Origin of the sequence: Xanthomonas sp. NCPPB 1325, from assembly GCF_041477645.2 — a bacterium.
GTDB classification, from domain to species: domain Bacteria; phylum Pseudomonadota; class Gammaproteobacteria; order Xanthomonadales; family Xanthomonadaceae; genus Xanthomonas; species Xanthomonas cannabis.
On record NZ_CM192985.1, the window covers coordinates 4,364,574 to 4,386,348 of the forward strand.

At 65.9% G+C, this 21,775-nt stretch carries 14 protein-coding genes; 6 read left to right on the forward strand and 8 right to left on the reverse strand.

Translation table 11 applies throughout. The annotated features are described in order from the left end of the window. Positions 1–36 precede the first annotated feature (36 nt). Complete coding sequence (gene rhlB / locus ACCQ10_RS18490) at positions 37–1,758, reverse strand: ATP-dependent RNA helicase RhlB (protein ID WP_372361524.1); 1,722 nt, start codon at positions 1,756–1,758, stop codon at positions 37–39. A 197-nt stretch (positions 1,759–1,955) separates the two neighbouring features. On the opposite strand from rhlB, the gene trxA reads away from it, so the two are divergent. Both trxA and rho read left to right on the forward strand, forming a co-directional pair. Then, entirely contained in the window at positions 1,956–2,297 is a 342-nt protein-coding gene (gene trxA, locus ACCQ10_RS18495; RefSeq protein WP_039405310.1) for a thioredoxin TrxA, read from the forward strand. Between the two features lie 219 nt (positions 2,298–2,516). After that, positions 2,517–4,355, forward strand: coding sequence for a transcription termination factor Rho (gene rho, locus ACCQ10_RS18500; protein WP_179456333.1), 1,839 nt, complete (start codon positions 2,517–2,519; stop codon positions 4,353–4,355). A 143-nt stretch (positions 4,356–4,498) separates the two neighbouring features. Here the strand turns inward: rho and aceK are convergent, their stop codons facing one another. Together aceK and ACCQ10_RS18510 are read right to left on the reverse strand one after the other, a co-directional pair. Next, a complete protein-coding gene (gene aceK, locus ACCQ10_RS18505; RefSeq protein WP_372361525.1) occupies positions 4,499–6,238 on the reverse strand; it encodes a bifunctional isocitrate dehydrogenase kinase/phosphatase in 1,740 nt (579 codons plus the stop codon). Beyond that, entirely contained in the window at positions 6,235–7,182 is a 948-nt protein-coding gene (locus ACCQ10_RS18510; protein WP_372361526.1) for a LysR substrate-binding domain-containing protein, read from the reverse strand. The genes aceK and ACCQ10_RS18510 overlap by 4 nt, the downstream gene beginning before the upstream one ends. A 102-nt stretch (positions 7,183–7,284) precedes the next feature. Between ACCQ10_RS18510 and ACCQ10_RS18515 the strand changes: the two genes are divergently transcribed. Continuing rightward, positions 7,285–7,545: a hypothetical protein gene (locus ACCQ10_RS18515; RefSeq protein ID WP_372361527.1), complete on the forward strand. Its 261-nt coding sequence runs from the start codon at positions 7,285–7,287 to the stop codon at positions 7,543–7,545. 73 nt (positions 7,546–7,618) lie between these two features. Here ACCQ10_RS18515 and ACCQ10_RS18520 read toward each other — a convergent pair whose 3' ends face one another. The 5 genes from ACCQ10_RS18520 to ACCQ10_RS18540 all read right to left on the reverse strand — a co-directional run bounded on the left by ACCQ10_RS18520 (position 7,619) and on the right by ACCQ10_RS18540 (position 13,565). Next, a complete protein-coding gene (locus ACCQ10_RS18520) occupies positions 7,619–9,850 on the reverse strand; it encodes an NADP-dependent isocitrate dehydrogenase (protein ID WP_372361528.1) in 2,232 nt (743 codons plus the stop codon). 352 nt (positions 9,851–10,202) lie between these two features. Further along, entirely contained in the window at positions 10,203–10,763 is a 561-nt protein-coding gene (locus tag ACCQ10_RS18525) for a RodZ family helix-turn-helix domain-containing protein (protein WP_372361529.1), read from the reverse strand. A gap of 82 nt (positions 10,764–10,845) precedes the next feature. Beyond that, the gene (locus tag ACCQ10_RS18530) at positions 10,846–11,139 is read right to left on the reverse strand and encodes a LysM peptidoglycan-binding domain-containing protein (RefSeq protein ID WP_039564919.1); all 294 of its coding nucleotides are present in this window, start codon (positions 11,137–11,139) and stop codon (positions 10,846–10,848) included. A 102-nt stretch (positions 11,140–11,241) separates the two neighbouring features. Next, on the reverse strand, positions 11,242–12,057 hold the full coding sequence (gene queF, locus ACCQ10_RS18535) for an NADPH-dependent 7-cyano-7-deazaguanine reductase QueF (protein WP_372361530.1): 816 nt from the start codon (positions 12,055–12,057) through the stop codon (positions 11,242–11,244). A 191-nt stretch (positions 12,058–12,248) separates the two neighbouring features. Further along, complete coding sequence (locus tag ACCQ10_RS18540; protein ID WP_372361531.1) at positions 12,249–13,565, reverse strand: M20 family metallopeptidase; 1,317 nt, start codon at positions 13,563–13,565, stop codon at positions 12,249–12,251. Positions 13,566–13,822: 257 nt separating this feature from the next. On the opposite strand from ACCQ10_RS18540, the gene ACCQ10_RS18545 reads away from it, so the two are divergent. The 3 genes from ACCQ10_RS18545 to ACCQ10_RS18555 all read left to right on the forward strand — a co-directional run bounded on the left by ACCQ10_RS18545 (position 13,823) and on the right by ACCQ10_RS18555 (position 21,755). After that, positions 13,823–15,064: an efflux RND transporter periplasmic adaptor subunit gene (locus tag ACCQ10_RS18545; RefSeq protein WP_372361532.1), complete on the forward strand. Its 1,242-nt coding sequence runs from the start codon at positions 13,823–13,825 to the stop codon at positions 15,062–15,064. 99 nt (positions 15,065–15,163) lie between these two features. Beyond that, positions 15,164–18,397, forward strand: coding sequence for an efflux RND transporter permease subunit (locus ACCQ10_RS18550; RefSeq protein ID WP_372361533.1), 3,234 nt, complete (start codon positions 15,164–15,166; stop codon positions 18,395–18,397). 214 nt (positions 18,398–18,611) lie between these two features. Next, entirely contained in the window at positions 18,612–21,755 is a 3,144-nt protein-coding gene (locus tag ACCQ10_RS18555) for an efflux RND transporter permease subunit (protein ID WP_372361534.1), read from the forward strand. The last annotated feature ends 20 nt before the right edge of the window (positions 21,756–21,775 follow it).

The following is a 21,775-nucleotide window of genomic DNA, read 5'->3' on the forward strand; positions in this document are numbered from 1 at the left end:
CCGCGTAACGGCGATGCGATTGCAGCGAAGCGATCGTCAGTTGCCCGAGACCAGCGACCGCAGGCGGCGACCGATGCGGCTCAGCAGCGACGGGCTGCCGGCCGGCTTGGCTGCGGCGCGCACCGGCTTGGCGACCACCTGGGTCGGCTTGCGCGGGGCAGCAGGTGCGGGCACCGGCGTGGACGCGACCGGCTCGGCACCGTCGACCGGACGGCCGTTGCGACGACGGCGACGCTTGCGCGGTGCACGCTCGGCATCGGCCGCGATGGTGGATGGTGCGTCCACCGCTGCAGCGGCAACCACCGGTGTTTCGCTCGGTGCAGCCGTCGCAGGCGTTTGCCCTTCCACACGCGGCTTGCGGCGCGGACGCGGCTTGCCGTCGGCACCGGCGCTGACGCCATCGCGGCGCCCGCCACCACTGCCGCTGCGCGAACCGCCGCCGGGACCACTGCGCCCGCCACCGCGACGCTGTTCTTCGGCGGCACGCTGCTCGCGCGCTTCACGGAAGATCGTGCCCACGCTGTCGCCAGCGTCGTCGCCGGCCCCTTCGCCTTCCACCGGCACGCGTGCTGCACGCGGCAGCGGGGTCAACAGCTCGGTGGTCACCGGTTCGACCGGGATCTTCTGCTCGATGTAGGCCTCGATATCCGGCAGGCTCATCGCATAGCGCTCGCAGGCGAAGCTGATCGCATCGCCCTCCTCGCCCAGACGCGCGGTGCGGCCGATGCGGTGCACGTAGTCTTCGGCGTCGAACGGCAGGTCGTAGTTGTAGACGTACTTGACCCCGTCGATATGCAGGCCGCGCGCGGCCACGTCGGTGGCGACCAGGATTTCGAGCTGGCCCTTCTGGAAGCGGTTGAGCAGCGACTCGCGCTTCTTCTGCGGTACATCGCCCGACAGCACACCAACGCGGTAGCCATGGCGCTCCAGGGTGCGCGCCACGCGCTCGACGAACGCCTTGGTGTTGACGAACACCATGGTGCGCGCGCCTTCGCTACGCGACAGCAGACCCAACAGCAGCGTCTGCTTCTCTTCGTCTGACGGGAAGTAGATGCGCTGGCGCACCCGCGCGGCGGTGATGGTCTCGGTCTCGACGACGAGCTTTTCCGGCTCGTTCATGTGCTCGTAGGCCAGCTCCAGCACGCGGTGGCTGAGCGTGGCCGAGAACAACAGCGTCTGACGGGTGCCGCGCTCGGGCATGCGCCGCAGCAGGAAGCGGATGTCCTTGATGAAGCCCAGGTCGAACATGCGGTCGGCTTCGTCCAGCACGCAGATCTCGCAGGCATGCAGCGAGACCACCTTGTGCTGCTTGACGTAGTCGATCAGCCGGCCCGGCGTGGCGATGATCACATCCACGCCCTGCTGCAGCAGCTCGCGCTGCTTGTCGTAATCCACTCCGCCGTAGACCAGCGCAAAGCGCAGCCCCAGGTCGGCGCCGAACTTGACTGCGTCTTTATGGATCTGGATCGCCAGCTCGCGGGTGGGCGCCAGGATCAGCGCGCGCGGGTCTTCCGGCTTGCGGTCGGCCAGCGCCGGGCGGACCAGCAGGCGGTTCATCACCGCCACCAGGAACGCCAGGGTCTTGCCGGTGCCGGTCTGGGCCTGGCCGGCGACATCGCCGCCCGGCAGCGCGACCGGCAGGGTCAGCGCCTGGATCGGGGTACAGCGGGTAAATCCGGCGCTCTCCAGCCCGGCGATCAGCGCCGGATGCAGGTCGAACGAGGAAAAGGTCAAATCGGTCAGCGGTTTGTCGCTCATTATTCCGTCTTCGTAAGGCGCCCTGGGCAGCCCGGGCGCGGCTTGCATCGATGCCGACAGCGTCGCAAACTGCGGCAGTTGTGGCGGACAGCGCGGCTTCAGGACTGACACTTGATTCAGTCGCGCAATGCCCCAGTTTAACGCAATGTGGCGGCCTGCCCGATCGGGTGGGCCGTTTGGTTTCCAGGAGACCCAACGTGAGCGACAAGGTTCAACATGTCGGCGATGCCGACTTCGAGACAGCTGTACTGCAATCCGGCGAACCGGTCCTGGTGGATTTCTGGGCCGAATGGTGTGGCCCGTGCAAGATGATCGCACCGGTGCTGGACGATCTGGCCGATACATACCAGGGTCGGCTCAAGGTTGCCAAGGTCAACGTGGACCAGAACCGCGCCCTGGCCATCAAGTACCACGTGCGCTCGATCCCGATGCTGTTGCTGTTCAAGGACGGAGAAGTCCAGGCCAGCCAGATCGGGGCGGTTGGCAAGGGCCAGCTGACCCAGATGATCGACAAGACCCTGGGCGGCGCGGCCGCCTGAGTGAGCGGGCGTCCAGCGATGGGCGCCTGCCGTGGTAGGCCGGCAGTTAAATCCGGCCAAGGCCGATGCTTGCGCGGTTGCGCGCCGCGGTGATAGTGTCAGTTGGTCCGGCACACGTTCGTGCGCCGCCGTACCCCTCTAGAACCCTCTTCTAGACTCCCATCTACCAATAGTTCGCCCCCCAGCCGGGCGCTCGCACCTTAGCGAGGAATCACGCACTTGTCCGATCATCCTTCCTCCGATACCGGGAGCAGCGTCGACGCTCCCGTCGAGAAGCGCGTGCGCAAGCCGCGCGTGAGCAAGACCGCCGTCGCCCATGACGATGCCGGCGCGCAGCAGCCCAACCTGCCCTTGCCCGCCAGTCCCGCACCCGACGCGCCACGCCCTCCGCAGGCACCGTCGCCCGCTGCCGAATCGGCACCGGCGCAGACGTCCGGCGATGGCGCAGGCACCAGCAGCGCTTCCAGCGCCAGCCAGGGCAGCGACAGCCACGGCGAGCCCCGCGAGGGCGGCCAGTCGCAGCAGCAGCGCTTCAATCAGGCGCAGCAACAGCAGAACCAGAATCAGGCGCAAAGCCAGGGCCAGAACCAGGGCCAAGGTCAGAATCAGGGCGGCCAGAATCAGCAGGGCCAGGGGCAGAACCAGCAGGGCAATCGCCGCGACCGGTTCCGCAACCGTCGCGACCGCGGTCCGCGCGACCGCTTCGGCAATGAAGGCGGTGGCATGCCGTCCTCCGACGGTAGCAACGAGCCCTTCATCGCGCGTCCGCATCCGGCCGTGCCGGAAGGCTTCCCGGTCTATTCGCTGAGCGACCTCAAGCGGATGCCGGCGCAGAAGCTGCTGGATATCGCCGACCAGCTCAACATCCAGGAAGGGGTGGCGCGCGCGCGCAAGCAGGACGTGATCTTCGCCCTGCTCAAGGTGCTGACCCGTCATGGCGAAGGCGTTGCCGCCGATGGCGTGCTGGAAATCCTGCCCGACGGCTTCGGTTTCCTGCGTGCGGCCGAAGCCAGCTACCTGGCCGGCCCGGACGATACCTATATCTCGCCCAGCCAGATCCGCCGTTTCAACCTGCGCACCGGCGATCACCTGTCCGGCCGCATTCGTTTCCCGAAGGATGGCGAGCGCTATTTCGCGCTGTCGATCGTGGACACCATCAACGGTGAGCCGCTGGAAGCGAGCAAGAACAAGGTCCTGTTCGAGAACCTGACCCCGCTGTTCCCGCGTCGTCGTTTCCGGCTGGAGCGTGGCGACGGGTCCACCGAGGACATCACCGGCCGCATCCTGGATCTGATGGCGCCGCAGGGCAAGGGCCAGCGCGCGCTGATCGTGTCCCCGCCCAAGGCCGGTAAGACGATGATGATGCAGCAGGTGGCCACGGCCATCACCACTAATCATCCCGAAGTGCACATGATCGTGCTGCTGATCGACGAGCGCCCGGAAGAAGTGACCGAAATGCAGCGCACCGTGCGCGGCGAGGTCATCTCCTCCACCTTCGACGAGCCGGCTGCGCGTCACGTGCAGGTTGCCGAGATGGTGATCGAGCGGGCCAAGCGCCTGGTCGAGCACAAGAAGGACGTGGTGATCCTGCTGGACTCCATCACCCGCCTGGCGCGCGCCTATAACAACGTGGTGCCCAGCTCCGGCAAGGTGCTCACCGGTGGTGTGGACGCCAATGCGTTGCACCGCCCCAAGCGCTTCTTCGGTGCGGCACGTAACGTGGAAGAAGGCGGCTCGCTGACCATCATCGCCACGGCGCTGGTGGAAACCGGCAGCAAGATGGACGAGGTGATCTACGAAGAGTTCAAGGGCACCGGCAACAGCGAAGTGCATCTGAACCGCCGTATCACCGAAAAGCGTGTGTACCCGGCGATCGACATCAACCGTTCGGGTACGCGCCGCGAAGACCTGCTGATCGAGCCGGAGCTGCTGCAGAAGATCTGGATCCTGCGCAAGCTGCTGCACCCGATGGACGAAATCGCGGCGATGGAATTCCTGCTGGACAAGATGAAGACCACCAAGTCCAACGACGAGTTCTTCAGCTCGATGAAGCGCTGATTCCGGTCTGCGTCACCGAGAAAAAAGCCCCGCATTGCGGGGCTTTTTTGTGGGTGTGCTGCCATAAGCTGGCGACAACGAGCACCGACAATGCCCGCCCATTTCAGTGACATTCGGCAGACCGGTCGATGCAGACAGACGCATCACGCCAGCCTGCGCGACTCCGCGTAGGGCGGCGTGTCCGGGTAATCGTCTTCGCGCAGCCGGGCCTGCAGGTTGCGCCACCATTGCGGGTCGAACAGCTCTGGGTGGATGTGCTTGACCGCTTCCAGTTGCGAGGGGGGCAAGCCCATGAACAAGGCGAAACGTTCGGGGAAGACGTCGCGCGGGCCGACGTGGAACCAGGGCTCGGCGGCCATCTGTTCTTCGTAGGTGGTGGGCGCGGGCCAGTCGCGGAACGTGCATTCGGTGATCAGGCACAGTTCGTCGTAGTCATAGAACACCGCGCGCTGGTGCCGGGTGATGCCGAAGTTCTTCAGCAGCATGTCGCCGGGAAAGATGTTGTTGCGCGCCATGTCCTTGATCGCCTGGCCGTAGTCCAGTGCGGCCGCATGCGCGGCCTCGGGCAGCTGTTCGCGCAGGTACAGATTGAGCGGGCGCAGGCGCCGTTGCACGTAGCACAGCGCGATCAGCACATCGTCGCCATCTTCGCTCAGGCTCATCGCGCAGCTGGTCTGCAGCTCTTCCAGCAGCGCCGGTGAAAAGCGCGACCTGGGAAACCGCAGGAACCGGTAAGGCTGTGCATCGAGCAGGCGGCCGATGCGATCCAGCTGGAACACCAGCTCGTATTTGCCTTCCACCTGCGCGCGGCTCATGGTCTTGGGATAGGCAAAGCGGTCGCGAATGAGCTTGAACACCAGCGGATAACTGGGCAGCGTAAACACGACCATGACCATGCCGGGCGTGCCGTCGGCATGCACCAGCTGCTCGGACGGCTGCGCCTGGAAATGGCTGAAGAACGTGCGATAGCGCTCGGTCTTGCCCTGCTTGGCACGGCCCAGCATCGTGTACAGCTCGTCGACCGGCTTGTGGGTGAGCAGGCTGCGCAGGAACACCACCGCATCGCCTACCGTCGACAGGTCGGCCTGGAAATAGCTGCGCGAATTGCTGAACAATTGCGCGACATCGCTGCGCCGGGTCAGCACCGCTTCGGCGCGCAGGCCGGCATCGTCGTTGATCAAGGCGATCACGCACGGCGAAAAGCGATGCTCGCCGAAGACGCGCCCGACCAGATAGGCGCGGCGCTCGCGATAAAACACGGTCTCCAGCAGCTCCACGCTGCGTACCGGATGCTCGCCCCAGTGCGCAAGATCGTCGAGCAGGCGCACCGCAATCGCAGCAGCGCAGCGGGTGCGATGCGCATACGGCACGGCGAATGCGTAGTCGCCCAGTACCCGTACCAGCATGTCGGTCAAGCGGCCTGGCGAAACCGCATAGGTGTGGCGCGCCACCGGCACGGTAATGGCATCGGTGGGCTCGATATCCAGCGCGATGAACTCGATGTCGGCGTCCACGCCATGGGTGCCGAAGTAACGCCGGGTCAGGGTGTTGTAGAAGGTCTTGTACAACTCCTGATCGATCAAGCCGCTCAGCAACGCGGCGTAATGATCGCGCGCGCGCATCCATAGCGCACGGTCGTGCGCCTGGCCCAGCAGTACTGCACGCAGCCGCAGCATGCACTCGGCGATGTATTGATCGTAGAGCGCGATGCGTGCAACTGCGTCGTCGCGCGCGCCGCTCCAATCGCGTGTTTCGAACCGCTGTTTGGCGCGTGCGGTGATCTCGGAAAACCGCGCGTGATAGTCCTCGAATGCTTCATACACGGCCTGGGCGATCGCCAGCGCGCGGCGCTCGGATTGCGGCGGCAATGGTGGGTGGCTCATGGTTGCACTGTCCGTGTGCGCTTGCGGCCGCGCGCGGCAAGTGGCACGGCGGTGGCCTGTTGCGCGTGCGCGGCGTGTTCGCGCGCCTGGCCCTGTAGCCAGGTACGAAATGCGAGAAACCCGCCATGCGTACTGGAACGCGGCGGATACACCAGGTAATGCGACCAACTGGTCTTGAGCCGATGCGTGGACAGCGTCACCAGTTGGCCGGACGCCAGCAACAGGCGCGCAGGCGTCACGCGGCCCAAGGCAACGCCGACGCCATCCAGCGCAGCGCGGTGGTGCGCCTCGGATTCGTCGAGCACGGCGACATAGCGCCGCGGCGCATCGCCGCCGAACGCGGCAAACCAGCGCAACCAGGCATCATCCGGGTCGCCCAGCAATGGCCAGTGGTGCAAGGGCGGCGCCTCCACGCCGCCCATGCGCGCGATCAGCGCCGGGCTTGCCATCGGCACCAGCCATTCGTCGAACAAGGGTTCGGCGATGACGCCCGGCCATTGCCCGGCACCGATGCGCATGGCGGCGTCCACCTGCTGCTGGCGTTCGAAATCCACCAGTCGCTCGCTCGACAGCAGGTTGATTTCGATGGTGGGATGGACCGCCAGGAATTCGCCCAGGCGTGGCACCAGCCAGGCCGATGCCATCGACGGCGTGATGCTTGGCGTCAGCGTGTCTTCGCGGCGCGCACCGAAGGGCTCGAACGCTTCGGCAATCGCATCCAGATGCGGTGCGATGCGATCGAGCAACTGCTGGCCCTGCGGTGTAGCGGTGACGCCACGCGCATGCCGCTGCAGCAGTGGATACCCCAGCCGTTGTTCAAGCGCGCGCATCTGATGACTGAGCGCGCTGACGGTGAGATGCATTGCGCTTGCGGCGCGCGACAGGTTGCCCAGGCGCACCGCGCTGACGAAACCCTGCAATGCGTGAAGCGGAGGACGCGCCATGGCCAACCCTTGAATAGGATTCAACACTCACTTGCAAAAGCATCGCTTTTACGCCCCTTAGCCTGCACCTACTGTGGGTTTCACTCAAGTGGAGGCCAGGGCATGCGCATCTTTACCGACTTGTTGTTCCAGCACGGCCACATTGCCGACGCGGCGCTCGCTCGATGCCTGGCAGAAGCCGACGCGCCAGTTGAATCGTTTGAATCGGTTGAGTCCGTGGAATCAACAACGCCCCTCGCGCCGACACTGCAAGGCGCCCAGCTGACGGCCGAAGCACGACAGCGCCTCCGGCGCGAACGGCGCATGGCGCGGCTCAGCCGACGCCTGCTTCGGGCCATGACGGCGCTGTCGCCGTTCCGTTGAAACAACAAAGCCCGCCTCTGACGAGACGGGCCTTGATGGCAGCGTGCTCCGCACCGACAGGCGGTGCGTGGACTCAGGCCTTCAGCGTCGCCAGCACATCGTTGAAGGTCTTGCTCGGGCGCATCGCTTCGCTGACTTTGGCCAGGTCAGGATAGTAATAACCGCCGATGTCCACCGGCTTGCCCTGCGCGCCGTTGAGCTCGGCCACGATGGTAGCTTCGTTCTCGGTCAGGGCCTTGGCCAGCGGTACGAACTTGGCCTGCAATGCGGTGTCTTCGGTCTGTGCTGCCAGGGCCTGGGCCCAGTACATCGCCAGATAGAAGTGGCTGCCGCGATTGTCGAGCTCGCCCACCTTGCGTGCCGGCGACTTGTTGTTGTCCAGGAACTGCCCGTTGGCCACATCCAACGCCTTGGCCAACACCGTGGCCGACGGATTGTCGTAGCGATTGCCCAGGTGTTCGAGCGAGGCCGCGAGCGCCAGGAACTCACCCAGCGAATCCCAGCGCAGGCAGTTCTCTTCGACGAACTGCTGCACATGCTTGGGTGCCGAGCCGCCGGCGCCGGTTTCGAACAGGCCACCACCGGCCATCAACGGCACGATGGAGAGCATCTTGGCGCTGGTGCCCAGTTCCATGATCGGGAACAGGTCGGTGAGGTAGTCGCGCAGCACGTTGCCGGTGACCGAGATGGTGTCCTGGCCCTTGCGGATGCGCTGCAACGAGAAGGTGGTCGCTTCCACCGGCGGCAGGATGCGGATATCCAGGCCGTTGGTGTCGTGATCCTTCAAATAGGTCTCGACCTTGGCGATCACCTGCGCGTCGTGCGCGCGGGCCTTGTCCAGCCAGAACACGGCCGGCGTGTCGCTCAGGCGTGCGCGCTCCACGGCCAGCTTCACCCAGTCCTGGATTGGCGCATCCTTGACCTGGCACATGCGCCACAGATCGCCGGCCTCCACTGCGTGCTCGAACACCGTCTTGCCATTGCCATCGGTGACCTTGACCGTGCCGGCAGCAGCGATCTGGAAGGTCTTGTCGTGCGAGCCGTACTCTTCGGCCTTCTGCGCCATCAACCCCACGTTGGGTACCGAGCCCATGGTGGCTGGATCGAACGCGCCGTGCGCCTTGCAGTCGTCGATCACCGCCTGATACACGCCGGCGTAGCAACGATCCGGGATCACTGCCTTGGTGTCCTGCAGCTTGCCGTCGGCATTCCACATCTGGCCGGAATCGCGAATCATCGCCGGCATCGATGCGTCGACGATCACGTCGCTGGGCACATGCAGGTTGGTGATGCCCTTGTCCGAATTGACCATCGCCAGGCCTGGGCGCTGTGCGTATTCGGCCTGGATATCGGCTTTGATCTGCGCCTGCTGGTCTTCCGGCAGCGTGCCGATGCGTGCGTACAGATCGCCGATGCCGTTGTTGGGATCGAAGCCGACCGACTTCAGCGCATCGGCATGCTTGCTCAGCGTCTCCTTGTAGAACTCGCCGACCACCACGCCGAACAGCACCGGGTCGGAGACCTTCATCATGGTGGCTTTCAGATGCACCGAGAACAGCACGTTCCTGGCCTTGGCATCGGCAATCTGCGCGTCAATGAAGCTGGCCAGCGCGCGCTTGCTCAACACGGCGGCATCGACGATCTCGCCGGCCTTGACCGCCACCTTGTCTTTCAGCACGGTGCTGCTGCCATCGGCAACGACGAGCTCGATCTTCAGGCTGCCGGCCTCGGACAGCGTGGCGGACTGCTCGCTGCCGAAGAAGTCGCCATCGTCCATGTGCGCCACGTGCGATTTGGACTCGCCACTCCACTTGCCCATGCGGTGCGGATGCTTGCGGGCATAGTTCTTCACCGACAGCGGTGCGCGGCGGTCGGAATTGCCTTCGCGCAGCACCGGATTCACCGCGCTGCCCTTGACCTTGTCGTAGCGCGCCTTGATGTCTTTTTCCGCGGCATCCTTGGGCTCGTCCGGATACGCCGGCAGTGCATAGCCCTGCCCTTGCAGTTCCTTGATCGCGGCCTTGAGCTGCGGCACCGATGCGCTGATGTTGGGCAGCTTGATGATGTTGGCTTCCGGCGTGGTGGCCAGTTCGCCGAGCTCGGCGAGGTCGTCGGCGATTTTCTGCTGCTCGCTCAGCTGCTCGGGAAACAGCGCCAGGATGCGACCTGCCAGCGAGATGTCGCGCGTCTCGACCACGATCCCGGCGGTGTCGGTGTAGGCATCGATGATCGGCAGCAGCGACTGCGTGGCCAGGAAGGGAGCTTCGTCAGTGAGCGTGTAGAGGATCTTCGGTGTCTTCGACATGAGGTGCGATGGCTCTTATGGTCGGGAGGAGCGCCGACGTCCGGCGATGGCGAGGTTGGCGTGCGCGACGGGGGTCGGTGATGGCACGCCGATCGGCCAGCGCATTGGACGCGGCATTGGATCAGCACGGCATTGTCGCGTCTGAGCCGCGCCTGGGTAAAGCGACCACGGGCGGACGCTTCATCCCGTCACGTGGCCAATGGGATGGATGCAGCTGTAACGAATGCGACGTGCATGGAAAAGGCGCGACCTTGCGGCCGCGCCCTGTCTGATTGCCCTGCAGAACCGGGTGTCTGCTACGAAGGTGTGCGATACAGCGCTGCACACCATCCGGTGCCTCAACCAGCGCCGCTTACTTGACGGTGATGGTCTGCGGATTGCCGGCAGGCTTGCCATCCACCATCACCTGCGCGGTGTAGGTGCCGGCCGGCCAACCATCGGGCTTGCTGAAGCTGAGATTGGTGGTCTCGGCCCCGGACGTGGTCAAGGTGGCGTTCTGTTCGCCCGCCACCTGACCATCCTGATAGGTGAGCTTGGCCGATACCGGCACGTTGCTCGCACTGCCGTCGGTCTTGACCGAGACGATGATGGTGTCCTTGGTGCCGATGTTGGCAGATGGTGTCACTGTCTTGTCGGCAGCTGCCTTGGTTCCTACCGCAACGCTGGAGACGGTGACGGCCTCGCCGGTGCTCGTTGCGGTATCGGTGCTTGCAGCGCCGGTCGCGGTGCTCTGCCCGGCCTGGTCGCTGGCCGGCGGCGTCGCGGCCGGGCCCGGCATGGCGTCGGTGGCAGCGCCGGAGGTGGGATCCTTCGACACGTTGGAATCGTCGTTGGCTTCTTTACGGCAGCCCGACAGGGCCAGCACGCCGGCAAGGGCGAGCACGAGGGAACTGGAAACGGCTTTGCTACGCATGGATCGTTCTCCAAAGAGCGAATGGGTGGTGGCGAATGACTCGCCTTGTCTAAATCGAATGCATGATTGACGCGGCAGCTGCTTAAGCCTTCGGTGGCAGGTGCAGCACCTGGCCCGGGAAGATCTTGTCCGGGTCCTTGAGCGTTTCGCGGTTGGCTTCGAAGATACGCGGCCACAATGCGCCATCACCCAGGTGACGTTTCGCGATGCTGGATAGCGTGTCGCCTGCCTGCACGGTGACCGACTCGTCGACCAGCTGCGCTGTGCTTTGCACGCTGGTGCGCACGTTGGAAAAATCCGCTGCCGGCGTTACCTCGGCCGTGCTGTCGACCGATGCGGTGACATTGGAAAAATCTGCTTTTTTATCGGCGCTCATTGCTGCAACCCTTGTGCCTCACGATGGCTGCAGGGTGCGCGGGCGGCTGTTAAGCGTGGATCGCGCCACCGTGAAGCCGGCGCGATCCTGTGCAGGCGCGATTTACTGGCGCAGGTCGCGGAAGATCGACAGCGGTGTTGGCACGCTGGGCGAGCTGCGCAGGGGGTTGATGTCCAACCCACCGCGACGGGTATAACGCGCTTCCACCACCAGCCATTCGGGTGCGCAACGGATCAGCACGTCATTGAAGATGCGCTCCACGCACTGCTCATGAAACTCGGCGTGGTCGCGGAAACTCACCAGATACCGCAGCAAGCCTTCGCGATCGATCGGCGCGCCGCGATAGCGCAGCGTGACGCTGGCCCAATCCGGCTGGCCGGTGACCGGGCAATTGGATTTGAGCAGCGCGGAGGTCAGAACTTCGTCCACCGCAGCGCCTGCGTGCGCACGCAGATAATCGGCATTGGGCGGGCCGTAGTCGTCGATGCTGACATCCAGCGTATCGATCGACTCGCCCTCGCCCACCGCATTGATCGGCGGCAGCCCGAACTCCACCGATACATCGGCACCCGCGCGCGTGGACAGGTCGGTGGCGATGCGTGTGCGCACCGCTTCGGCGCTATTGAAGCGGGTGGCATTGAGCGAGTTGAGATACAGCTTGAGCGACTTGGATTCGATCAGCGATGGCGACTCGCAGGGCACATGCACGGTGGCCGTGGCCACGCACGGCTTGCCTTGCGCATCGAGCCAGCTCAACTCATAGGCATGCCAGCGATCGCGGCCGATGAACGGCAGTGCGCCGGTCAGCCCGATCGCCTCGCGTCCGGCCGCACGCGGAATCGGAAACAGCAAGGACGGGTCGTAGCCGCTCGGGTAGGCAACCTCACGACCAAGGGTGGAATCTTCTGGGGTATTCATGCCGCCATTTTAGGCCGCACGGGCTGGCCGTGAGGTGTATGGCGGCCGCTGGAACACCGAGCCGACGAAAGGAGCAGCTGACCTCTTCACGCAGCCCATCGGCCTACTTGATCGCCAACGGAGTGGGGAATCGCGCAACTGCACCCGATTCCCCATTCCCCATTCCCCATTCCCCATTCCCCATTCCCGATTCAGCCCGCCTCACCCTGCTGCAGATAATCCAGCGACACCTGCAACAGCGCACGCAAGCCCACATCCAGCGAGGACTCATCCAGCAGGAACTGCGGCGAATGGTTGCTGGGCGCGGTGGCCGGGTCGATGCCCTTGGCGGTGGAGCCGACGAAGAAGAACATCGACGGCACCTGCTGGGCATAGAACGAGAAATCTTCCGCGCCCATCTGCAACGGCGGCTCGTACACATTCTCAGCGCCCACCACGGCCTGCAGGCTGGGCAGCATCCTGGCGGTCAGTGCGGGGTCGTTGACGGTGGCCGGGTTGCCGGGCTGGTCCGGCACCTGCGCCTCGACCTTGGCGCCATGGGCAGCGGCGGTGTGTTCGGCCACGTTCTTGAGATCGGCAAAGATCTGCTGGCGCATGCCCTCGTCGAAGGTGCGGATGGTGCCGACCATGTCCACATCGTCGGGGATGATGTTGTAGCGGATGCCGCCCTTGATCGCGCCGAAGCTGAGCACCGCCGGCTGCTTGGACAGGTTGGCGCGGCGGCTGATCACCGTCTGCGCGGCGCCGATCATGTCGGCGCTGGCCACGATCGGGTCGATGCCGTTCCAGGGCGCCGAACCATGCGTCTGGCGGCCGATCATCTTGATCGCAAACCGGTCCGAGGCCGCCATCAGCGGGCCGCTGCGCACCGCGATCTTGCCGGCCTGCACGCTGGAGAACACATGCAGGCCGAACACCGCCTGCGGCTTGAAGTCGGCGAACAGGCCTTCTTTGAGCATCAGCGAGGCGCCGCCTTCCTCGTTGCCGGGCGCGCCTTCTTCGGAGGGCTGGAAGATCAGCATCACTTCGCCGGGCAGCTGCTCGCGCATGCCCACCAGCGCCTCGGCCACGCCGAGCAGGATGGCGGTATGGGCATCGTGGCCGCAGGCGTGCATCACCCCGACCTGCTCGCCGCGGTACTCGGCGGTGGCCTTGGAGGCGAATGCCAGCCCGGTCTGCTCTTTCACCGGCAACGCGTCCATGTCCGCACGCAGGGCGATCTTCGGGCCGGGCTTGCCACCCTTGATGATGGCCACCACGCCGTGATGGGCAATGCCGGTGCGCGGCTTGAGGCCCAGCTTGCGCAGCTGCGCGGCCACGGTGGCGGCGGTGCGCTCCTCGCGGTTGGACAGCTCCGGGTGCTGGTGGAAGTCGCGGCGCCATTGCACCACCTTGGCCTGCAACGGGGCGGCGGCGGCCTGAACTTCGGGCCGTTGCGCAGTCTGCGCGGCGGCGAGCGTGGGCAGGGCGAGCAGCAGCGCGCTGGTCAGCAGGCGGGAGTGGCGCATCGGCAATCCTCTCAAGGTGGTTGCTTAATGTAGTGCAGGTGCGCTCCCGATGGGCTGCAGTGGGGCCCGATTCAGCCCGGCGGTCAACCGCTGCGGCCGTGGCGCGTTGCCGCTGCAGTGCCTCCATGACCGTTGCGGTCGTTTCGCCAGCCGAGCCGTTACTTCAGTAACGCTCAATTGGTGGAACGCAACGATATGCTGCGCATAGCCGCCCCACGGTCGCACCACGCGCCCGGCCCGCCATCAGGAGTTGTCGCATGTCGCGTTTTTGGAAGATCACACTGCTGGTTGTAGCGGTGCTTGTCGTGGTGTTCGTCGCAGTGCGGATGATGGGTGGGGGCAACCAGGGCAAGCGCGCAGGCGCACCGGACGGCAATGGCACCGAAAACAGCGGCCCGGTGCCGGTGACGGTGGTGGCCGCCACCACCCAGGATGTGCCGGTGTATGCCAGCGCGCTGGGCACGGTGACCGCGCTCAACACGGTCACGGTCAGCCCGCAGGTGGGTGGCCAGCTGATGAGCCTGAACTTCAAGGAAGGCCAGGAAGTGAAGAAGGGCGAGGTGCTGGCGCAGATCGACCCGCGCACGTTGCAGGCCAGCTACGACCAGGCGCTGGCGGCCAAGCGCCAGAACCAGGCGCTGCTGGCGACCTCGCGGGTGAATTACCAGCGCTCCAACGACCCGGCCTACAAGCAATATGTCTCGCGCACCGATCTGGACACGCAGCGCAACCAGGTGGCGCAGTACGAGGCCGCCGTGGCCGCCAACGATGCGCAGATGCGCTCGGCGCAGGTGCAATTGCAGTTCACCCGCGTCACCGCGCCGATCGACGGCATCGCCGGCATCCGTGGCGTGGACGTGGGCAATATCGTCAGCACCAGCTCCACCATCGTGACGCTGACCCAGATCCGCCCGATCTACGTGTCCTTCAACCTGCCCGAGCGCGAGCTGCAGGCCGTGCGCAGCGGCCAGGCGGCGGCACCGCTGGGCGTGGCGGCGCTGGACCGTGGCGATGCGCATGTGATCAGCGGCGACGGCAAGCTGGATGTGATCGACAACCGCATCGCTGCCGACAGCGGCACCTTCGGTGCGCGCGCGATCTTCGACAATACCGACAACGCGCTGTGGCCGGGCCAGTTCGTCAACGTGCGGTTGCAGCTGCGCACCATCTCCGGCGGCACCGTGGTCCCGACCCAGGCAGTGCAGCGCGGCCCGGATGGCGATTACGTCTACGTGGTGGGCAACGACAACACCGCACAGATGCGTACCGTGGTGCAGGGCGTGGAAGTGGACGACAGCCATGTGCAGCTCACCAAGGGGCTCAAGCCCGGCGAGCGGGTGGTGACCGAAGGCCAGTTCCGGCTCAAGCCAGGCAGCAAGGTCAGTGCGCTCAAGCCGGGCGAAACCCCGCCGGAGCCGACCGAAGCCGAGCTCAAGGCTGCCCAGAACAAGCAGGAGCGCGGCGGCGGCGGCGGCCGTCGCGGCGGCGGCCCGCGTTGATGCCGGCCTGACCGCTGGCGACGGGCCTGCCCCGTCGCCAGTGCGCGTCGGCGCCGTGCGCGCCGGCATCGATTGACGTCTTCAGCAAGGACACCCCCCGTGGGCTTTTCGACCATCTTCATCCGCCGCCCGATCGCCACCTCGTTGTTGATGGCGGGCGTCCTGCTGCTGGGCATCCTGGGCTACCGGCAGTTGCCGGTCTCGGCGTTGCCGGAAATCGACGCGCCCAGCCTGGTCGTCACCACCCAGTACCCCGGCGCCAACGCCACCACCATGGCCTCGCTGGTGACCACCCCGCTGGAGCGCCAGTTCGGGCAGATCTCCGGGTTGCAGATGATGACCTCCGACTCGTCGGCGGGGTTGTCCACGATCATCCTGCAGTTCTCGATGGACCGCGATATCGACATCGCCTCGCAGGACGTGCAGGCCGCGATCCGCCAGGCCACGCTGCCCTCGTCGCTGCCGTACCAGCCGGTCTACAACCGGGTCAATCCGGCCGATGCGGCGATCCTCACGCTCAAGCTCACCTCCGACTCGCTGCCGCTGCGCGAGGTCAACCGCTACGCCGATGCGATCCTGGCCCAGCGCCTGTCGCAGGTGCCGGGCGTGGGCCTGGTGTCGATCGCCGGCAACGTGCGCCCTGCGGTACGCATCCAGGTCAACCCGGCGCAGCTGTCGAACATGGGCCTGACCATGGAGTCGCTGCGCAGCGCGCTGACCCAGACCAACGTCAGCGCGCCCAAGGGCTCGCTCAACGGCAAGACCCAGTCCTACAGCATCGGCACCAACGACCAGCTGGTGGATGCCGCGCAATACCGCGACACCATCATCAGCTTCGCCAACGGCCGCCCGGTGCGGCTGGCCGATGTGGCCAAGGTGGTCGACGGGGTGGAGAACGACCAGCTCGCCGCCTGGGCCGATGGCAAGCCGGCGGTGCTGCTGGAAATCCGCCGCCAGCCCGGCGCCAATATCGTGCAGACGGTGGAGCAGATCCGCAGCATCCTGCCGCAGTTGCAATCGGTGCTGCCGGCCGACGTGCATCTGGAGGTGTTCTCCGACCGCACCGAAACCATCCGCGCCTCGGTGCACGAGGTGAAGTTCACCCTGGTGCTGACCATCGCGCTGGTGGTGGCGGTGATCTTCGTGTTCCTGCGCCGGCTGTGGGCCACCATCATTCCGTCGGTGGCGGTGCCGTTGTCGCTGGCCGGCACCTTCGGGGTGATGGCATTTGCGGGCATGTCGCTGGATAACCTCTCCTTGATGGCGCTGGTGGTGGCGACCGGTTTCGTGGTCGACGATGCGATCGTGATGATCGAAAACATCGTGCGCTACATCGAGCAGGGCAAGAGCGGGCCGGAAGCGGCGGAGATCGGTGCCAAGCAGATCGGCTTTACCGTGCTGTCGCTGACCGTGTCGCTGGTGGCGGTGTTCCTGCCGCTGCTGCTGATGCCCGGCGTCACCGGCCGGCTGTTCCACGAGTTTGCGTGGGTGCTGTCGATTGCGGTGGTGATCTCGATGCTGGTGTCGCTGACGCTGACGCCGATGATGTGCGCCTACCTGCTCAAGCCCGATGCGCTGCCCGAAGGCGAAGACGCGCACGAGCGCGCCGCAGCCGCCGGCAAGACCAACCTGTGGACGCGCACCGTCGGCACCTACGAGCGCAGCCTGGACTGGGTGCTGGCGCATCAGCCGCTGACCCTGGCGGTGGCGATCGGTGCGGTGGCACTGACCGTGGTGCTGTATGTGGCGATCCCCAAGGGCTTGCTGCCCGAGCAGGACACCGGCCTGATCACCGGCGTGGTGCAGGCCGACCAGAACGTGGCGTTCCCGCAGATGGAGCAACGCACCCAGGCGGTGGCCGCCGCATTGCAGAAGGACCCGGCGGTGACCGGCGTGGCCGCCTTCATCGGTGCCGGCACCATGAATCCGACCATCAACCAGGGCCAGCTGTCGATCGTGCTGAAGACGCGCGGCGACCGCGATGGACTGGATGAGGTGCTGCCGCGCCTGCAGGACGCGGTGGCCGGCATCCCCGGCGTGGCGCTGTTCCTCAAGCCGGTGCAGGACGTCACCCTGGACACGCGTGTGGCGGCCACCGAATACCAGTATTCGATGTCGGATGTGGACAGTACCGAACTGGCCACCTGGGCCGGGCGCATGACCGAGGCGATGCGCAAGCTGCCCGAGCTGGCGGATGTGGACAACAACCTGGCCAACCAGGGGCGTGCACTGGAACTGAGCATCGACCGCGACAAGGCCAGCATGCTCGGCGTGCCGATGCAGACCATCGACGATACCTTGTACGACGCGTTCGGCCAGCGCCAGATCTCCACCATCTTCACCGAGCTCAATCAGTACCGGGTGGTGCTGGAAGTGGCGCCGGAATTCCGCAGCAGCACCGCGTTGATGAACCAGCTGGCGGTGGCCAGCAATGGTAGCGGCGCGCTGACCGGCACCAACGCCACCAGCTTCGGCCAGGTGACCTCGTCCAACTCGTCCACTGCCACCGGCGTGGGCGCGCAGAACACCGGCATCGTGGTCGGCGCCGGCAACATCATTCCGCTGGCCGCGCTGGCCGAAGCCAAGGTCACCAACACGCCGTTGGTGGTGAGCCACCAGCAGCAGCTGCCGGCGGTGACCATCTCGTTCAACCTGGCGCCGGGGCATTCGCTGTCGCAGGCGGTGGCGGCAATCGAGAAGGCACGCGAAACTCTCGAGATCCCCAGCCAGGTGCATGCGCAGTTCGTCGGCAAGGCGGCCGAATTCACCGGCAGCCAGACCGACATCGTGTGGCTGCTGCTGGCGTCGATCGTGGTGATCTACATCGTGCTGGGCGTGCTGTACGAAAGCTACATCCACCCGCTCACCATCATCTCCACGCTGCCGCCGGCCGGCGTCGGTGCGTTGCTGGCCCTGATGATGTGCGGGCTGAGCCTGTCGGTGGACGGTATCGTCGGCATCGTGCTGCTGATCGGCATCGTCAAGAAGAACGCCATCATGATGATCGACTTCGCCATCGACGCACGCCGCGAAGGGGCGAACGCGCACGATGCGATCCGGCGCGCCTGTTTGCTGCGTTTCCGCCCGATCATGATGACCACCGCCGCCGCCATGCTGGGCGCATTGCCGCTGGCGCTGGGCACGGGCATCGGCTCGGAACTGCGCCGCCCGCTCGGCATCGCGATTGTGGGTGGCCTGCTGCTCTCGCAGCTGGTGACGCTGTACACCACCCCGGTGATCTATCTGTACATGGAACGCGCCGGCGAGCGCATGCGTGCCTGGCGCGCGCGGCGTGCGGCGGCGGCGCATCGGCATGTGGAGGGGCGGGTATGAATCTGAGCGCCGCTGTCGGGACCGGGGGCCACGTGAGCGGGACCCGGGACCCGGGACCCGGGACCCGTGGTGAAGCCAAGTACGCAAGCCGAGCACTTCGGGTCTGGGACGGAGCGGGCAGCGTGGGCATGCAGTTGCAGGCACAAGCGCCCTTGCATTTGCTTCTGCTTGCCCGGGTCCCGGGTCCCGGGTCCCGAGTCCCGGGATTTTCCCGATGAACATCTCCGCGCCCTTCATCAAGCGCCCGATCGGTACCTCGTTGCTGGCGATCGGTTTGTTCGTGATCGGATTGATGTGCTACCTGCGGCTGGGCGTGGCGGCGTTGCCGAACATCCAGATTCCGGTGATCTTCGTGCACGCTACCCAGTCCGGTGCCGATGCCAGCACCATGGCCTCCACCGTCACCGCGCCGCTGGAACGCCACCTGGGCCAGTTGCCCGGCATCGACCGCATGCGCTCCTCCAGTTCGGAGAGCAGCAGCATGGTGTTCATGGTGTTCCAGAGCAACCGCAACATCGATTCGGCCGCGCAGGACGTGCAGACCGCGATCAACGCTGCGCAATCGGATCTGCCATCCGGGCTCGGCACGCCGATGTACTCCAAGGCCAATCCGAACGACGACCCGGTCATCGCCATTGCGCTTACCTCGGACACGCAATCGGCCGATGAGCTGTACAACGTGGCCGACTCATTACTGGCGCAGCGGCTGCGCCAGATCACCGGCATCAGCTCGGTCGACATCGCCGGCGCCTCCACCCCTGCGGTACGCGTGGACGTGGACCTGCGTGCGCTCAACGCGCTGGGGCTGACCCCGGACGATCTGCGCAACGCGGTGCGCGCGGCCAACGTCACCTCGCCGACCGGATTCCTGTCCGACGGCAACACCACCATGGCGATCGTGGCCAACGATTCGGTGTCCAAGGCCGCCGATTTCGCCCAGCTGGCGATCTCCACCCAGTCCAACGGGCGCATCGTGCGGCTGGGCGATGTGGCCACCGTCTACGACGGCCAGCAGGATGCCTATCAAGCGGCCTGGTTCGACGGCAAACCGGCGGTGGTGATGTATGCCTTCACCCGCGCCGGCGCCAACATCGTCGAAACCGTGGACCAGGTCAAAGCGCAGATTCCCGAGCTGCGCAACTACCTGCAACCCGGCACCCGGCTCACGCCCTACTTCGACCGCACGCCCACCATTCGCGCGTCGTTGCACGAGGTGCAGGCCACGCTGATGATCAGCCTGGCGATGGTGGTCCTGACCATGGCGCTGTTCCTGCGCCGCCTGGCGCCAACGTTGATCGCGGCGGTCACCGTGCCGTTGTCGCTGGCCGGCTCGGCGCTGGTGATGTACGTGCTCGGCTTCACCTTGAACAACCTCAGCCTGCTGGCGCTGGTGATCGCCATTGGGTTCGTGGTCGACGATGCGATCGTGGTGATCGAAAACATCATGCGTCATCTCGATGAAGGCATGCCGCGCCTGGACGCGGCACTGGCCGGTGCGCGCGAGATCGGTTTCACCATCGTGTCGATCACCGCCTCGCTGGTGGCGGTGTTCATCCCGATGCTGTTTGCCAGCGGCATGATCGGCGCGTTCTTCCGCGAGTTCACCGTGACCCTGGTGGCGGCGATCGTGGTGTCGATGCTGGTGTCGCTGACCCTGACGCCGGCGCTGTGCAGCCGCTTTCTGTCCGCTCACACCGAACCGGAAAAACCTAGCCGTTTCGGCGCCTGGCTGGATCGCATGCACGAGCGCATGCTCGCGGTGTACACGGTGGCACTGGATTTCTCGCTGCGGCACGCCTTGCTGCTGTCGCTGACGCCGCTGCTGCTGATCGCCGCCACCATCTTCCTGGGTGGCGCGGTCAAGAAGGGGTCGTTCCCGCCGCAGGACACCGGCTTGATCTGGGGGCGCGCCAATTCCAGCGCCACGGTGTCGTTTGCCGACATGGTCAGCCGCCAGCGCCGCATCACCGACATGCTGATGGCCGACCCAGCCGTCAAGACCGTCGGCGCGCGCCTGGGCTCCGGCCGGCAGGGCTCCAGCGCGTCGTTCAATATCGAGCTGAAAAAGCGCGACGAGGGCCGCCGCGATACCACCGCGCAGGTGGTCGCGCGCCTGAGCGCCAAGGCCGACCGTTACCCGGACTTGGACCTGCGCCTGCGCGCGATCCAGGACCTGCCCAGCGACGGTGGCGGTGGCACCAGCCAGGGCGCGCAGTACAAGGTGTCGCTGCAGGGCAACGACCTGGCGCAGCTGCAGGAATGGCTGCCCAAGGTGCAGGCCGCGCTGAAGAAAAACCCGCGTCTGCGCGATGTGGGCACCGACGTGGACACCTCGGGCCTGCGCCAGAACATCGTGATCGACCGCGCCAGGGCAGCACGCCTGGGCATCTCGGTGGGCGCCATCGACGGCGCGCTGTACGGCGCGTTCGGCCAGCGCTCCATTTCCACCATCTATTCCGATCTCAACCAGTACAGCGTGGTGGTCAACGCACTGCCCTCGCAGACCGCCACGCCCAAGGCGCTGGATCAGGTCTTCGTGCCCAACCGTGCCGGTCAGATGGTGCCGATCACCGCGGTCGCCACCCAGCTGCCCGGGCTGGCGCCGCCGCAGATCACCCACGACAACCAGTACACCACGATGGACCTGAGCTATAACCTCGCACCGGGCGTGAGCACCGGCGAGGCGGACCTGATCATCAAGAACACGGTGGAAGGCCTGCGCCTGCCAGATGGCATCCGCATCAGCGATGGTGGCGGATTCAACGTGCAGCTGAGCCCCAATTCGATGGGCGTGCTGCTGCTGGCCGCGGTGCTCACCGTCTACATCGTGCTGGGCATGCTCTACGAGAGCCTGATCCACCCGGTGACCATCCTGTCCACGTTGCCGGCCGCCGGCGTCGGCGCGCTGCTGGCGTTGTTCCTGAGCAACACCGAGCTGTCGGTGATCTCGATGATCGCGTTGGTGCTGCTGATCGGCATCGTCAAGAAGAACGCCATCATGATGATCGACTTTGCGCTGGTGGCGCAGCGCGTGCACGGCATGGATGCACGCGCGGCCGCACGCGAAGCCTCGATCGTGCGCTTCCGCCCCATCATGATGACCACCATGGTGGCGATCCTGGCCGCGGTGCCGCTGGCAGTGGGCCTGGGCGAAGGCTCGGAGCTGCGCCGCCCGCTCGGCATCGCGATGATCGGCGGGCTGGTGTTCTCGCAGGGCCTGACCCTGCTCAGCACGCCGGCGTTGTACGTGATCTTCTCGTGCCTGAGCGAACGCTGGAAGGCGCGTCGCGCACGTGCGCGTGCACGCCGGGCAGAGCGCGCGGCGGCACGGCGCCCGGCCGCGTCGTCGGCGCGCTGAGGCGACGCAGCACACCAGCC